Origin of the sequence: Micromonospora sp. NPDC007230 (assembly GCF_042869115.1) — a bacterium.
Taxonomy (GTDB): domain Bacteria; phylum Actinomycetota; class Actinomycetes; order Mycobacteriales; family Micromonosporaceae; genus Micromonospora.
On record NZ_JBIAFE010000024.1, the window covers coordinates 71,511 to 85,374 of the forward strand.

Here is a 13,864-nt window from a genome sequence, read left to right on the forward strand (position 1 = left end):
TCCGCCGTGCGGCACGCACCCCCGTGCCGTGTCGCTTGATCACGAGTGGACACCACAGTGCCCACCGGACCGGATCGGCAATCCCCGGACGAGCGGTTCGCGGTCCGCCCGTCACGGCCCCCGGCTACGGGAACGCCGTTCCTGAACAACACTGATGTAATTTGCTTCTTTCGCGGTCAGGCTACCGCAGCGTGGGGCGCATTCCGAGTAACGCGCTGCCGACGCGGACATGTGTCGCGCCGTACCCGATCGCGGTTTCCAGATCGCCGCTCATGCCCGCCGACAGCGCCGTCGCCGCCGGATGCCGGACGCGGAACCGCTGCGCCACCTCGGCCAGCCGGGCGAACGCCCGTTCCGGCTCCCAGCCCAGCGGGGCCACCGCCATCAGCCCGCTCAGCCGCAGCGCCCCGGCGCCGGCCACCGCCTCGGCCACCGGGCCGAGCCCCCGGTCGGGGTCCGCCGAGTCGGGCAGCGCCCCGCCCCGGGCCGGGTCGCCGTCGATGCTCACCTGCACCAGCACGTCCAGCGGCCGGTCCCGGCCGGCCGCCGCGGCGGCGTCGAGGGCGGCGGCCAGCCGCACGCTGTCGACCGACTGGACGACGTCGGCGTACCGGGCCACCGAACGGCACTTGTTGCGCTGCAGCTGGCCGATGAAGTGCCACCGCGGGGTCACCCCGGCCGCGGCCACCTCGGCGGCCTTCGGGGCCGCCTCCTGGTCGCGGTTCTCCCCCACGTCGGTCACGCCGAGTCCGGCCAGCGCCACCACGTCGCCGGCCGGGTAGGTCTTGGTCACCGCGACCAGGGTGACCTCGCTGCGGTCCCGGCCGGCGGCCGCGCAGGCGTCGGCGATGCGGGCCCGGACCCGGGCGAGCCCGGCCGCGAGCTCGGCGCGCCGCTCGGGTCGCACCGTGGCTGGTGTGTCGGTCATCGGCGCCGCTCAGGACCCGTTCTTGAGGAAGTCCGGCACGTCGACGTCGTCGAACAGCACCCGGCGCGGCGACTGCTGCGGGGCCGGCATGGTGGCCGGCGGGGTCACCGGCGCGGTGGGCTGGGTCGGCTGGTTCTGGTTGGTCTTGCGGCCCTGATCGACCGCCTTGTACGCGGGCGCACCGCCGTCGAAGCCCGCCGCGATCACGGTCACCCGCACCTCGTCGCCGAGCGCGTCGTCGATGACCGCACCGAAGATGATGTTGGCGTCCGGGTGGGCCGCGTCGGTGACCAGCTGGGCCGCGTCGTTGATCTCGAACAGGCCCAGGTCGGAACCGCCGGCGATGGAGAGCAGCACGCCCCGCGCGCCGTCCATGCTCTGCTCCAGCAGCGGGCTGGAGATGGCCGCCTCGGCCGCCTCGACCGCGCGGTTCTCGCCGCGGGCGCTGCCGATGCCCATCAACGCGCTGCCGGCGCCGCTCATCACGCTCTTCACGTCGGCGAAGTCCAGGTTGATCAGACCCGGCGTGGTGATCAGGTCGGTGATGCCCTGGACACCGGAGAGCAGCACCTGGTCGGCGGTGCGGAAGGCGTCCATCATGGAGATGTTGCGGTCGCCGAGCGCGAGCAGCCGGTCGTTCGGGATGACGATGAGCGTGTCGCACTGGTTGCGCAGCTCCTCGATGCCGGCCTCAGCCTGCACCTGGCGGCGCTTGCCCTCGAACGAGAACGGCCGGGTCACCACACCGATGGTGAGCGCACCGAGCTTGCGGGCGATGTTCGCCACCACCGGCGCGCCGCCGGTGCCCGTGCCACCGCCCTCGCCGCAGGTCACGAAGACCATGTCGGCGCCCTTGAGCACCTCCTCGATCTCGTCGCGGTGGTCCTCGGCGGCGTTCTTGCCGACGTCGGGGTTGGCGCCGGCGCCCAGCCCTCGGGTCAGTTCCCGGCCGACGTCGAGCTTGACGTCCGCGTCGCTCATCAGCAGCGCCTGCGCGTCGGTGTTGATCGCGATGAACTCGACGCCCTTGAGCCCAACCTCGATCATCCGGTTGACGGCGTTGACGCCGCCGCCCCCGATGCCGACGACCTTGATGACCGCCAGGTAGTTGTGCGGAGGTGTCATCTCCGGTCCTTTCCCTTCGAGATTGGCATGGGCCGACCCCACACGGCTTGGCCAGATCAGCGGCGGAGCAATGCCCAGCGCGGTGGAGGGCCGAAACCCTCACCCTGTACTAGAGGCTTAGAGCTATGTCAACCACTGATCTCTTCCGGGCAACGTAAGCGCCGCCGCGCGATGAGCCAAGGACCTTTCCGGCGTGTCGCCACCGGAGCGGGCGGCGACACACTCGCCGACGGGGCGATCAGCACGCGGCGACCCGTTCGCTGACCGGCGGATCACCGGAAGGTGACCACGTCCGGGGCGCTGACGTCGATCGTGTCGGCCTTCCGACCGAGCAACGCGGTGGCCACCTTGGACTTGTCCGCGCCGCGGGTCGCGTCCCCCCAGACCACCGTCCGGCCCTCGTGCAGCCGCAGGGTGATCCGGGCCAGCCCGGCCACGTCCACCGAGACCAGCTCGGCGCGCAGCCGCGGGCTGAGCGCGGCCAGCACGTCCAGCCCGGCCCGGGTGCCCGGGTCGGCCGCCGCCGGCCGACCGACCCGGATCACCGGCAGCCCGTCCGGGGCCCGGGGCAGGTCCTGGAACGGCACACCGGTCCCGTCGATCACCGCGTACCGGTCCCCCTGCGGCACCACCGCCACCGGGGTCCGCTCCACCACCCGGACCACCAGGGTGCCCGGCCAGTCCCGTTCCACCGTGACGCGCTCCACCGGGGCGAGGGTGCCCACCCGCCGGGCCGCCGCCGCCAGGTCCACCCGGGCCAGCGGCGTGTCGTCCGGGACCGCCACGACGTCGCGCACCTCGACCGGGGTGACCAGCTTCGCGCCGATCACCCGGACCTGCCGGACCCCGAACAGGCCGGTGCCCAGCACGGCCCAGGCCACCAGCCCGGCGGCCGCGAGCACGCCGACGGCGGCCGCCCAGGGCAGCGCCGCGCGCATCCGCCGCTGCCGGGCCCGGGCCATGAACCGCCGGGTCGACGGCGGGACGGCGTCGGCACCGGCCCGGACCAACTGCCACCGGCGCACCGGGCTGCGCCGCCCGGCCCCGCCGTCCTGACCCGGTGTCCGGCCGCGCGCCGGGCCGGGGCTCATCCGGCCGCGGCCGCCGCGCCGTCCGGACCGACGCCGGTGCCGATCGCCGCCGCGTCGCTCGCCACGCCGGTGCGGGCCAGCAGGGCGTCGAGCAGCTGGTCGCCCATCAGCGAGATCGGCGGCGCGCCCATGGTCACCACGACGTCGCCGGGGCGGGCCCGCCGGGCCACCTCGGCCGGCACGTCGTCCCAGGCCTCGACGAAGACCTTCCGGTCGGCCGGCAGCGGCACCGCCGCGAGCAGCGCGACGGAGCCCTCACCCGGCTGGCGCAGTTCGCCCGGGCCGAACACCTCCAGCAGCACCAACTCGTCGGCGATGCCGAGGGCGGCGGCGATCTCCGCCAGGAGGTCACGCGTGCGGTAGAGCCGGTACGGCTGGAAGACCACGATCAGTCGGCCCTCGCCGGCCACCTCGCGCAGCGTCTGCAGGGCCAGCGTCATCGACGTCGGGTGGTACGCGTACTCGTCGTAGACCAGCACGTCGTCCGCCACGCCCTTGCGCTCGAAGCGCCGCCGGACGCCGGGGAACGCGCCCAGCGCCGCCTCGGCCGCCTCGATCGGCAGCTCCAGCAGGTAGGCGGCGAGCACCGCCGAGGCGCTGTTCAGCCCCATGTGCCGCCCCGGCACCGGCAGCCGGATCTCGCCCAGCGACCGGCCGTCGATCTCGGCCAGGTAGCGCACCCCCTGAGCGGAGGACGCCATCCCGCTCAGCCGCAGGTCGGCGTCGGGCGACTCGCCGTACGTCCACACCCGGCGTCCCTCGGCGCGCAGCGTCTCGGCCAGCCGCCGCCCGCCCGGGTCGTCGGCGCAGGTGATGATGAACCCCTCGGGGTCGGTGAGCCGGGCGAAGTCGGCGAACGTCGCCTCCAGGTTGGCCAGGTCGCCGTAGGTGTTGAGGTGGTCCGCCTCGATGTTCGTGATGATCGAGACGTACGGGCGGTAGATGAGGAACGAGCGGTCGCTCTCGTCCGCCTCGACCACGAAGTATTCACCCGTGCCGTGGTGCGCGCCGGAGCCCACCTCGGAGATCTCCCCGCCGATCACGAAGGACGGGTCGGTGCCGGCCTGCTGGAGCACCATGGTGACCATCGAGGTGGTGGTGGTCTTGCCGTGGGTGCCGGCGACCGCCACCGTCCGGCGGCCGGTCATCGCGGCCGCGAGGGCCTCGGAGCGGTGCAGCACCCGCAGCCCCCGCCGGCGCGCCTCGACCATCTCCAGGTGGTCCTGTGGGATGGCCGAGGAGTAGACCACGGTGTCCACCCCGTCGAGGTTCGTCGCCTCGTGGCTCATGTGGATGGTGCCGCCGAGCGCCCGCAGGCCGGCCAGGGACGGCCACTCCCGCAGCTCGCTGCCGGAGACCGGCAGTCCCCGGGTGAGGAACAGCCGGGCCAGGCCGCTCATGCCGACCCCGCCGACCCCGATCAGGTGGATCCGGCCCAGGTCCTCCGCGGTCATCGTGCCGGCGGGCGTGAACTGCGCGGTGTTCATGAGAGGTACCTTCCCGTCGCGGGGGCCGGCGTCATCGGGCCACCGCCTCGTAGACGAAGTTGAGCAGGGCGACGTCGCCGTCGCGCCGGCCGTACGCGGCCGCGGCGGCGCCCATCGCGGCGAGCCGCTGCGGGTCCCGGACCAGCGGGATGACCGTCCGCTCCAGCCAGCCCGGGGTCAGCTCGGCGTCATCGACGAGCAGCCCGCCGCCGGCCTCCACCACGGGCAGCGCGTTGCGCTTCTGCTCCTGGTTGCTGTGCGGGTACGGCACGTAGATGGTGGGCAGCCCGATGGCGGCCACCTCGGCACAGGTCATCGCGCCGCCCCGGGCCAGCATCAGGTCGGCGGCGGCGTAGCCCAGCTCCATCTCGGACAGGTAGGGCAGGGTTACGTACGGCACCGGCAGGTCGGTCGGGATGGAGACCGGCTCGTTGCGGGCGCCGATCACGTGCAGCACCTGCACGCCGTTGCGGGCCAACTCCTTGGCCGCCCCGGAGACCGCCAGGTTGATCGAGCGGGCGCCCTGCGAGCCGCCGGCGACGAAGAGCACCGGCAGGTCGGGACGGAGTCCGAAGTGGGCGCGGGCGGCGTTGCGCATGGCGGCCCGGTCCAAACCGGCGATGCCGCGGCGCAGCGGCACCCCGACCACCCGGGCGTTGCGCAGCGACTCGGCCTGCGCCGGCTGGTGCGGGAAGCCCGCCGCGACGTGCTTGGTGAACTTCATCCCGAGCCGGTTGGCCACGCCCGGCGGCACGTTCACCTCGTGGATGACGATCGGCAGTTCCCGGCGCCACGCGGCCAGGTAGCCGGGCACCGAGACGTACCCCCCGAAGCCGACCACGACGTCGGCCCGCACCTCGTCGATCACCTTGCCCGCCGCGCGGGCCGCCTTCCACATCCGGTCCGGGGTGCGGACCAGGCTCATGTTGACCGAGCGGGGCAGCTGGTAGGCGGGGATCTGCCGCAGGTCGTAGCCGGCCGGCGGGATCAGCTCGTTCTCCAGGCCCTTGGGTGTGCCGAGGCAGGTGATCCGGACGCTGGGGTCGTGCCGGCGCAGGCAGTCGGCGAACGCGAGCAACGGGTAGATATGCCCGCCGGTGCCTCCTCCGCAGAGCACCACCGAACGCAGCGGACCCATCAGCGTCTCCTCTCGCTCGCCGTCCCGGCGCGCGTCCGGCCCCGCCGGGCGGCGCGGGCTGCGGCCTGGTCGTCCTCCCGCCGCGACCGGGACCGGGGTACGGACCCACGGTCCGCCGGTGGCGTCGCCGGGCGGCGGCGCCGGCCGGGAAGCGGCGGCAACGGGGCCCAGAGTAGTCGGACCCACCGGGCCGGCGGACGGGCATGCAGGGCTCGGGCCGCGTCCGGCTCGGCCCGGGCGAAGGACGCGAGCATGCCGACCGCCGCCAGGGTGACCACCAGGGCGCTGCCGCCGTCGGAGATGAACGGCAGCGGCACGCCGGTCAGCGGCAGCAGTCCGGTGACCCCGCCGATGTTGATCACCGCCTGGCCGACCAGCCAGGCCGTGACGCCGGCCGCGGCGAGCCGGCGGAACGGGTCCTCCACCCGCCGGGCGATCCGCAGCCCGGTGTACGCCAGCACGGCGAACAGCACCAGCACCACGGTGCAGCCGACCACGCCCAACTCCTCGGCGATGATCGCGAAGATGAAGTCGTTGTGCGCCTCGGGCAGCCAGGCCCACTTGAAGGTGCTCTTGCCCAGCCCGACACCGAACCAGCCGCCGTGGCCGAGCGCGTAGCGGGCCTGGACGAGCTGGTAGCAGCCCTCCAACTGCTGCTCGAAGCAGGTCTTCGGGTCGGGCGGGTCGAGAAACGAGGTGAGCCGGGTCAGCCGGTAGTTGTCGGCATCGCGCGAACCCGAGCCGGCCCCCAGGGACGCGGCGGCGACCAGCAGGCCGACGCCGAGCAGGCCGACCGCGGAGAGGGCGGCGAAGACCCGTCTCCGTACGCCGGCCGCCCAGAGCATGCCGACCACCAGGGCCAGCAGGCAGAGCATGCTGCCCAGGTCGTTGTAGCCGACCAGCACGGAGAGCAGCCCGACCACCGGGAACAGCGGGGTGGCCAGCTCCTTCCACCAGCCCAGCGCGGCGCCCTTGCGGGCCAGCACGTGCGCGCCCCAGAGCACCAGCGCGAACTTGGCCACCTCGACCGGTTGCACCGAGACCGGGCCGAGCCAGAGCCAGAGCAGGTTGGCCTCGAGCGGGCCGACCGACTTCACCCGGAACAGCGCCTGCAGCGCGACCAGCAGGTTGAGGATCAGCAACAGCACCACGGCCACGCCGAGGAAGGGCCGGGCGATCGCCCGGAAGGTGCGGGCGGGCAGCCGCTGGCAGGCCCAGAACGCCACGATGCCGATCACCGCGAAGACGGTCTGCCTGACCAGCGAGGCCGAGGCGTCGCCGTCCTCGGCGTAGTCCTTCACGCTGGTCGCCGAGAAGACCATGGTGAGGCCGATCAGCAGCAGCAGGCCGGCGCTGGAGAGCAGCAGATAGTAGGAGGCCAACGGCCGGGCCAGCAGGCCGCGCAGCGCGGCCAGCCCGCCGGCGGCGTCCAGCCCGAGCGGCGGGGCCGGCGGGTCGGCCGGTCGGGTCGCGGCCGGTGCCCGTCTGCTCTGCGTATCGGTGGTGCCCTCGGTGTCTCGTCCCTCCCCCACCCGCCCATCATCGCGGCTCGACCCGCCCGCCCGTGGCGCAACCGCCCGGTCGGCGTGTCGGGGCGGGAAGACGGCCTGCCAGCGGACCGGTGGTCACCACCGGGGACCTGCCGAAGAGGAAAGGGCCCCGGCCGTCGGCCGGGGCCCTTTGCACGGCGGCGCTCAGCTGACCGCGGCGAGGAACTCGCTGTAGAACAGGCCCAGCGCGATGGCCACGCCGATGCCGGCGATGATCCAGAACCGGACCACGATGTTGACCTCGCTCCAGCCGGCCAGCTCGAAGTGATGCTGCAGCGGCGACATCCGGAACACCCGCTTGCCGGTGGTCCGGAACGAGATGATCTGGATCACCACGGACATCGTGATGATCACGAAGAGCGCGCCGACGATCGGCAGCAGCAGGATGGTCCGGGTGGACATCGCCATGCCGGCGATCAGGCCGCCCAGGCCGAGCGCCCCGGTGTCGCCCATGAAGATCCGGGCCGGCGAGGTGTTCCACCACAGGAAGCCGACACAGGCACCGGCCGCCGCCCCGGCGATCAGGGCGATCTCCAGCGGGTCCCGGACGGTGTAGCAGTACGCCTCGGTGTAGTTCGGGTCGGCGCACCAGTGCCGGTACTGCCAGAACGCGATCAGCCCGTACGCGGCGAGCACCATCACCGAGGCGCCGGTGGCCAGGCCGTCGAGGCCGTCGGTGAGGTTCACGCCGTTGGTCGCGGCCATCACCACCAGGATGATCACGATCACCGAGGCGATCTTGCCGATCTCCAGCGCCGGGATGTCCCGGATGAAGCTCAGCGTGGTGCTGCCCACCGTCTCGGCGTTGGTCCGGTTGCCGCTGACGTCGTACATGGTGCTCGGGAAGTAGAGCGCGACGACGCCGAAGATCGCCCCGACCAGGATCTGGCCGGCCAGCTTGCCGCGCTTGTTGAGGCCACCGCTGTGCCGCTTGCGCACCTTCAGGAAGTCGTCGATGAAGCCGACCGCGCCGGAGAACACCATCAGCCCCAGCAGCACCAGCGCGGTGATGGTCGGCTCGACCTGGGCGATCTGGGCGTCCGGCAGGGTGGTCAGGGCGAGGTGGCCGGCGACGTACGCGATCACCGTGGCCAGGATGAAGACCACGCCGCCCATCGTCGGCGTGCCCTTCTTGCCCTCATTGCTGGCGAGCCCGAGGTTTGATCGGATCGGCTGGCCGGCCTTCAGCCGGGCGAACACCTTGATCGCGATCGGGGTACAGAAGAGCGAGATGAGGAAGGCGACCCCGATGGCGACGATGACCGCCCTCATGAGGCGGCCCCCTCGGTGGCGTCCGCGCGCAGCGCGTCGGCCACCTCCCAGGTGCGGTACCGGGAGCCCTTCACCAGGACCACGTCACCCGGACGTAGCTCGCTCCGCAGCACCTCGACGGCCGCCGCCTGATCGGTGAGCAGCACCGACTCTCCTCCCCAGTTGCCTACCGCTGTCGCCCCGTGGTGGATCGGCGCCGCCGGCTCGCCCACCACGAGCAGCCGGTCGACACCCAGCTCGGCCGCGAGTCGGCCGACCTGCTCGTGTCCCTCCCGTTCGAAGTCTCCCAACTCGGCCATGTAGCCGAGCACCGCGACAGTACGCCCCTGACCGCGCAGGCTGGCGAGCGCCCGCAGCGCCACGCCCATCGACGCCGGGTTGGCGTTGTACGAATCGTCGATCACCGTGACCCCGTCGGCGCGTTCGAAGACGTCCATCCGGCGGGTGGAGACCAGGCCCAGCTCACCCAGGGCGGCGGCCAGCTCGGCCAGCGGCATTCCCAGCTCGCGGGCGACCGCCGCGGCGGCCAGCGAGTTGGAGACCTGGTGCCGCCCGGTCAGCCCGAGCCGCACCGGCACGCTCCCCTCCGGGGTCACCAGCGTGTACGACGGCCGGCCCCGCCCGTCCAGCGTCACCTCCACCGCCCGCACGTCGGCCCGCTCCGACTCGCCGTACCGGACCACCCGGGCCTCGGTGCGCGCCGCCATCGCGTCGACCAGCGGGTCGTCGGCGTTCAGCACGGCCAGCCCGTCGGCGGGCAGCGCCTCGACCAGCTCCCCCTTGGCGAGGGCGATGGTCTCCACCGAGCCGAACTCGCCGATGTGCGCGACCCCGACGTTGAGCACCACGGAGATCCGCGGCGGCACCACCTCGCACAGGTAGCGCACGTGCCCCACCCCGCGGGCGCCCTTCTCCATGACCAGGTATCGGGTCTCCGGGCCGGCCTGCAGCGCAGTGTACGGGTGCCCCAGCTCGTTGTTGAACGAGCCGGGTGGCGCCACGGTCGGGCCGAGCCGGACCGCGAGCTGGGCGATCAGATCCTTGGTGGTGGTCTTGCCGGACGACCCGGTGAGCCCGATCACGGTCAGTCCGGGCAGCCGGTCGACCACCGTGCGGGCCAGCCGCCCCATCGCGTCGAGCGCGTCGGCCACCAGCACCATCGGCACGCCCGGCACCTCACGGGTGCCGAGCACGGCCACCGCGCCGGCGTCGACCGCGCCGGCAGCGTAGTCGTGCCCGTCCACCTGCTCGCCGGGGAAGGCGACGAAGAGGCCGCCCGGGCCGACCTTGCGGGAGTCGAACTCGACCGACCCGGTGACCCGGACGTCCGGGTCGGCGGCGACCAGCCGCCCGTCGACGGCCACGGCCACCTCGGCCAGGGTCAGCGGGATCATGGCCGCCCCACCAGGTCGCCGAACCGGACCCGCAGCGCCTCGGCGAGCTCCACCCGGTCGTCGAACGGCAGCACCTCGCCGTTGATCTCCTGGCCGCGTTCCTGCCCCTTGCCGAGCAGGGCCACGATGTCACCCGGTTCGGCCAACCGGACCGCCTCCTCGATCGCGGCCCGCCGGCCGGGCGCCTCGATGATCCGCGCGGCGGTGTTCGCCGCGTACGCCCCGGCCAGCACCTCGGCCCGGATCGCGGCCGGCTCCTCGGTGCGCGGGTTGTCGTCGGTCACCAGCACCACGTCGGCTCCGGTCGCCGCGACCGCCCCCATCACCGGCCGCTTGCCCCGGTCCCGGTCGCCGCCGGCGCCCAGGACGCAGATCAGCCGGCCGGTGGTCAGGTCCCGCAGGGCGGTCAGCACCGCCTCGATGGCGTTGGCCTTGTGCGCGTAGTCGACCACCCCGAGCACCGGGGCGTCGCCGCTGACCAGTTCCAGCCGCCCGGGCACGCCGCCGCAGGCGGCCACCCCGCGGGCCGCGGTGGCCGGGTCGACCCCGGCGGCCACCAGGGTGGCGATGGCGAGCAGGGCGTTGGCCACGTTGTGCCGCCCGGGCAGCGAGACGCCGGTGGGCAGGGTCAGCCCGTCCGGGCCGTGCACGGTGAAGCGCTGGGCGTACCCCTCGCCGTCCACGCCGTCGGCCCACCAGGTGGCGGTCGGGTCGCCGGCCGCCGAGTAGGTCACGGTCGCCGGCTTGACCAGCGGGCGCAGCGCCGGGTCGTCGTGGTTGAGCACCTCGACCTGGCAGCGCCCGTCGAAGAGCTTCGCCTTGGCGGCGAAGTAGTCCGCCTCGTCGGCGTGGAAGTCCAGGTGGTCGGAGCCGAAGTTGGTGTAGCCGCCGACGGTGAAACGCACCCCGCCGACCCGCCCCATGGCCAGCGCGTGGCTGGACACCTCCATGACCACCGCGTCGACCCCCCGCTCGCGGGCCACGGCGAGCATGGCGTGCAGGTCGGTCGCCTCCGGGGTGGTCCGGACGCTGTCGATCACCAGGTCGCCGAGCCGGGTCTCCACGGTGCCGATCAGGCCCGTGGTGTGCCCGGCGGCGCGCAGTCCGGACTCGATCAGGTAGCTGGTGGAGGTCTTGCCGGCGGTGCCGGTGACGCCGATCACGGTCAGGCCGGCGGTCGGATCGCCGTATACCGTGGCGGCGACCTCGCCGAGCACCGCCCGGGGATCGTCCACCACCAGCGTGGGCAGGCCCGTTTCGGCGGCCAGCGCCACCCCGGCCGGGTCGGTCAGCACGGCCACCGCGCCGGCCTCGGCCGCGGCGGCGGCGAACTCCGCGCCGTGCCGGCGGGCGCCGGGCAGGGCCGCGTACAGGTCGCCGGGGCGGACCTCCTGGCTGGCGTGGGTCACCCCGGTGACGGCCACGTCGGCGGCCTCCGGAGGCAGCTGACCCTGCCTTTCGCTGGCGGCTGCGGGGCTCGCAAGCTCGCTCCGCGCGCTCGCCCGCAACCGGGCGGCGAGGTCGCCGAGCCGGACGGGATGCACGGTACGGGGACGTGGATTGCCGGGCACGGCGTCAGACCCTACCCGGTCGTCCGGTCCCGAGCGCACAGCCGCCCCGGTGGTTCGTCGCCACTCACCGATGATGTCTCCCGGTGCCCGCTCAGCGCGGAAAGACCTCGAACTTGGGGGACTTGTTGGTCGGCGAGGCCGGCACCCGGTAGTGCGCGAGAGTGAAGCCCATCATGTCCCGGAAGGCCGGTGCGGCCACCCCGCCGACCTCCCCGCCCGGGCTCCAGACGAAGACCGCCACCACGTACCGCGGCTTCTCCGCGGGGGCCATCCCGATGAACGAGTGGACCTCGCCCGGCTGCCGTTTGCCGTCGACGTACCGCAGGCCGGTGCCGGTCTTGCCGGCCACCCGGTAGCCGGGGACCGCGGCGGCCAGGCCGGTGGCCGAGCCGTCCGGGCCGTCGACCGTGGTGACCGCCTCCAGCATGGTGCGCAGCGCGGCGGCGTTCTGCGGGCTGAGCACCGAGCGGGTCTCCGGGGCGGGCCCCGGCGTCCGCTTCCCGTCCGGGCCGATCACCTCCTTGATCAGATGCGGCTGGACGTACGTCCCGTCGTTGGCGATGGCGGCGTACGCGGCGGCCATCTGCAACGGCGTGGCGTCCACGCTGTGCCCGATCGGCACCGACCCGTCCGCCGAACCGCTCCACTGGTCGGCGGGGAGCAACCGCCCGGAGGCCTCCCCGGGCATTCCCTCGCCGGTGGGCTGCCCCAGCCCGAACCGCTTCTGGTAGTCGATGAGCCGGTCCCGGCCCAGTTTGTCGGCGATCTCGATGGTCCCGACGTTGGACGAGAACGCCAGCATGCCGGGAATGCTCATCCGCCGCCCGTTCGCCGGGTGGGTGTCCTCGAACCTCACCCCGCCCTTGATGATCGTGTTCGCGACGGGAAGGACCGTGTCCTTGGTGATCACGCCCTCCTGGAGGGCGGCGCCGTAGGTGATCGCCTTGTGGATCGAGCCCGGGTCGACCACGAAGCTGGTGGCCGCGTCCGCCCGGTCGCTCGGCGAGTTGACCTTCGTCGGCTCGGTCGCGCTGTAGCCGGGGTAGCTCACCTGGGCCCGGACCTCGCCGGAGGGCACCTCGATGATCACCGCCGCGCCCACGCTGTTCCGGGTCTGGGCCATCCGGGCGGACAGGATCCGCTGGGCCTGGAACTGCAGGTCACGGTCGAGTGTGAGCCCCAGCGAGCTGCCGGGCTTCGCCGGCGTGGTCTCGCTGTAGCCGCCGGGGATCGGCGCGGCCAGGGCGCCCTGCCCCGCCTCGTACCGTTTCCGGCCGGGCTGTCCCCGCAGCAGGTCGTCGTACTTCGCCTCCAGTCCCTCCAGGCCGTTCATGTCCTGGCTGGTGAAGCCGATCAGGTTGGCGGCCAGATCGCCGCCGGGCACCTCGCGCTTCTCGTCCCGGTGCGTGCCGATGCCGGCCAGGTCCAGTGCCATGATCTGCTTGGCCTTGTCGATGTCGACCCCGCGGGCCAGATACTCGAACTGGGACTTGATGGTGGTGCCGGGGAGGGTGCGCTCCTTCATCTTGTCGGCCAGTTCGGTGACCCGCACCCCGAGCAGCGGGGAGAGCAGCTTCGCGGTGGCCAGCGGGTCCTTGACCTTGGTCGGGTCCACGAAGACGTAGCGCGCCTCGACGCTGTGCGCCAGCGGCTCGCCCTTCCAGTCGTAGATGGCCCCGCGCGGGGCCGGCAGCTCGACCACGGTGAGCCGGTTCGCGAGCCCGCCGTCGGCGTACGCCGGGGTGTCCACGGTCTGCAGGAAGACCAGCCGGACGCCGATGGTGGCGAAGAGCGCGAGGGCGAGCAGCGTGCCGAGCCGCAGCCGGCGGCGCGGGTCGGCCAGCTTCGGCGGCCGGCGCGGTTTGCGGGACGGCCGGCGGGCGGCAGCCGGGCGGGCCGGGCGGCGCGGGGCCGTCCGGCGGCGCGGTGCCGGCGCCTCGTCGTCGTCGAAGGGCTCCCGGACCGGGCGCGCCGACACGGTCCGCACCACGCCGCTCCGGCCGCCCGCGGTGTCCCGGCGGCCGGCGCGGGTCGCCCCGGCCCGGCCGCCGTCGAGCACCTGCAGCGCCGGCCGGAACGGGTCACCGGAGCGGCTGCTGCGCGGGGTACGCCGCTGCTCGGCGCCCCCGCCGGTCCGGGCGGCGCCGCCCTCCCGGATGGTCCGCCCCCGGGGCGTGTACGCCCGGGCGTCGGAGATCCCGCCGACGCCCGGTTCCCCGGAGCGCGGGTCGGCGCCCCGGCGGCCCGGGGACGAACCGCGCCGGGAGCCTGTGGCGTCCCGGCGCGGTTCCTCCGATCTCGGCGGCAC

General features: G+C 73.8%; 10 protein-coding genes. All 10 read right to left on the reverse strand.

The window, feature by feature from the left end:
- Positions 1–181 precede the first annotated feature (181 nt).
- Positions 182–928 (reverse strand): YggS family pyridoxal phosphate-dependent enzyme, encoded by a 747-nt coding sequence (locus ACFYML_RS28145; protein WP_387423489.1) that lies wholly within the window; start codon positions 926–928, stop codon positions 182–184.
- 9 nt (positions 929–937) lie between these two features.
- Positions 938–2,053 carry a cell division protein FtsZ gene (ftsZ, locus tag ACFYML_RS28150; protein ID WP_357435187.1) on the reverse strand — a complete coding sequence of 372 codons (1,116 nt, stop codon included), beginning with the start codon at positions 2,051–2,053 and terminating at the stop codon, positions 938–940.
- Between the two features lie 272 nt (positions 2,054–2,325).
- A complete protein-coding gene (locus tag ACFYML_RS28155) occupies positions 2,326–3,144 on the reverse strand; it encodes a cell division protein FtsQ/DivIB (protein WP_387423490.1) in 819 nt (272 codons plus the stop codon).
- Entirely contained in the window at positions 3,141–4,631 is a 1,491-nt protein-coding gene (murC, locus tag ACFYML_RS28160) for a UDP-N-acetylmuramate--L-alanine ligase (RefSeq protein ID WP_387423492.1), read from the reverse strand. Before murC ends, ACFYML_RS28155 begins: the two co-directional genes overlap by 4 nt.
- 31 nt (positions 4,632–4,662) lie before the next feature.
- Positions 4,663–5,769 carry an undecaprenyldiphospho-muramoylpentapeptide beta-N-acetylglucosaminyltransferase gene (gene murG / locus ACFYML_RS28165; RefSeq protein ID WP_387423493.1) on the reverse strand — a complete coding sequence of 369 codons (1,107 nt, stop codon included), beginning with the start codon at positions 5,767–5,769 and terminating at the stop codon, positions 4,663–4,665.
- Positions 5,769–7,184, reverse strand: coding sequence for an FtsW/RodA/SpoVE family cell cycle protein (locus tag ACFYML_RS28170; RefSeq protein WP_387423542.1), 1,416 nt, complete (start codon positions 7,182–7,184; stop codon positions 5,769–5,771). Before ACFYML_RS28170 ends, murG begins: the two co-directional genes overlap by 1 nt.
- A gap of 279 nt (positions 7,185–7,463) precedes the next feature.
- Positions 7,464–8,591, reverse strand: a complete 1,128-nt coding sequence (mraY, locus tag ACFYML_RS28175; RefSeq protein ID WP_387423494.1) for a phospho-N-acetylmuramoyl-pentapeptide-transferase — start codon at positions 8,589–8,591, stop codon at positions 7,464–7,466.
- The gene (gene murF, locus ACFYML_RS28180) at positions 8,588–9,985 is read right to left on the reverse strand and encodes a UDP-N-acetylmuramoyl-tripeptide--D-alanyl-D-alanine ligase (RefSeq protein WP_387423495.1); all 1,398 of its coding nucleotides are present in this window, start codon (positions 9,983–9,985) and stop codon (positions 8,588–8,590) included. The genes mraY and murF overlap by 4 nt, the downstream gene beginning before the upstream one ends.
- Complete coding sequence (locus ACFYML_RS28185) at positions 9,982–11,595, reverse strand: UDP-N-acetylmuramoyl-L-alanyl-D-glutamate--2,6-diaminopimelate ligase (RefSeq protein ID WP_387423496.1); 1,614 nt, start codon at positions 11,593–11,595, stop codon at positions 9,982–9,984. The genes murF and ACFYML_RS28185 overlap by 4 nt, the downstream gene beginning before the upstream one ends.
- Positions 11,596–11,647: 52 nt before the next feature.
- Complete coding sequence (locus tag ACFYML_RS28190) at positions 11,648–13,864, reverse strand: peptidoglycan D,D-transpeptidase FtsI family protein (RefSeq protein ID WP_387423497.1); 2,217 nt, start codon at positions 13,862–13,864, stop codon at positions 11,648–11,650.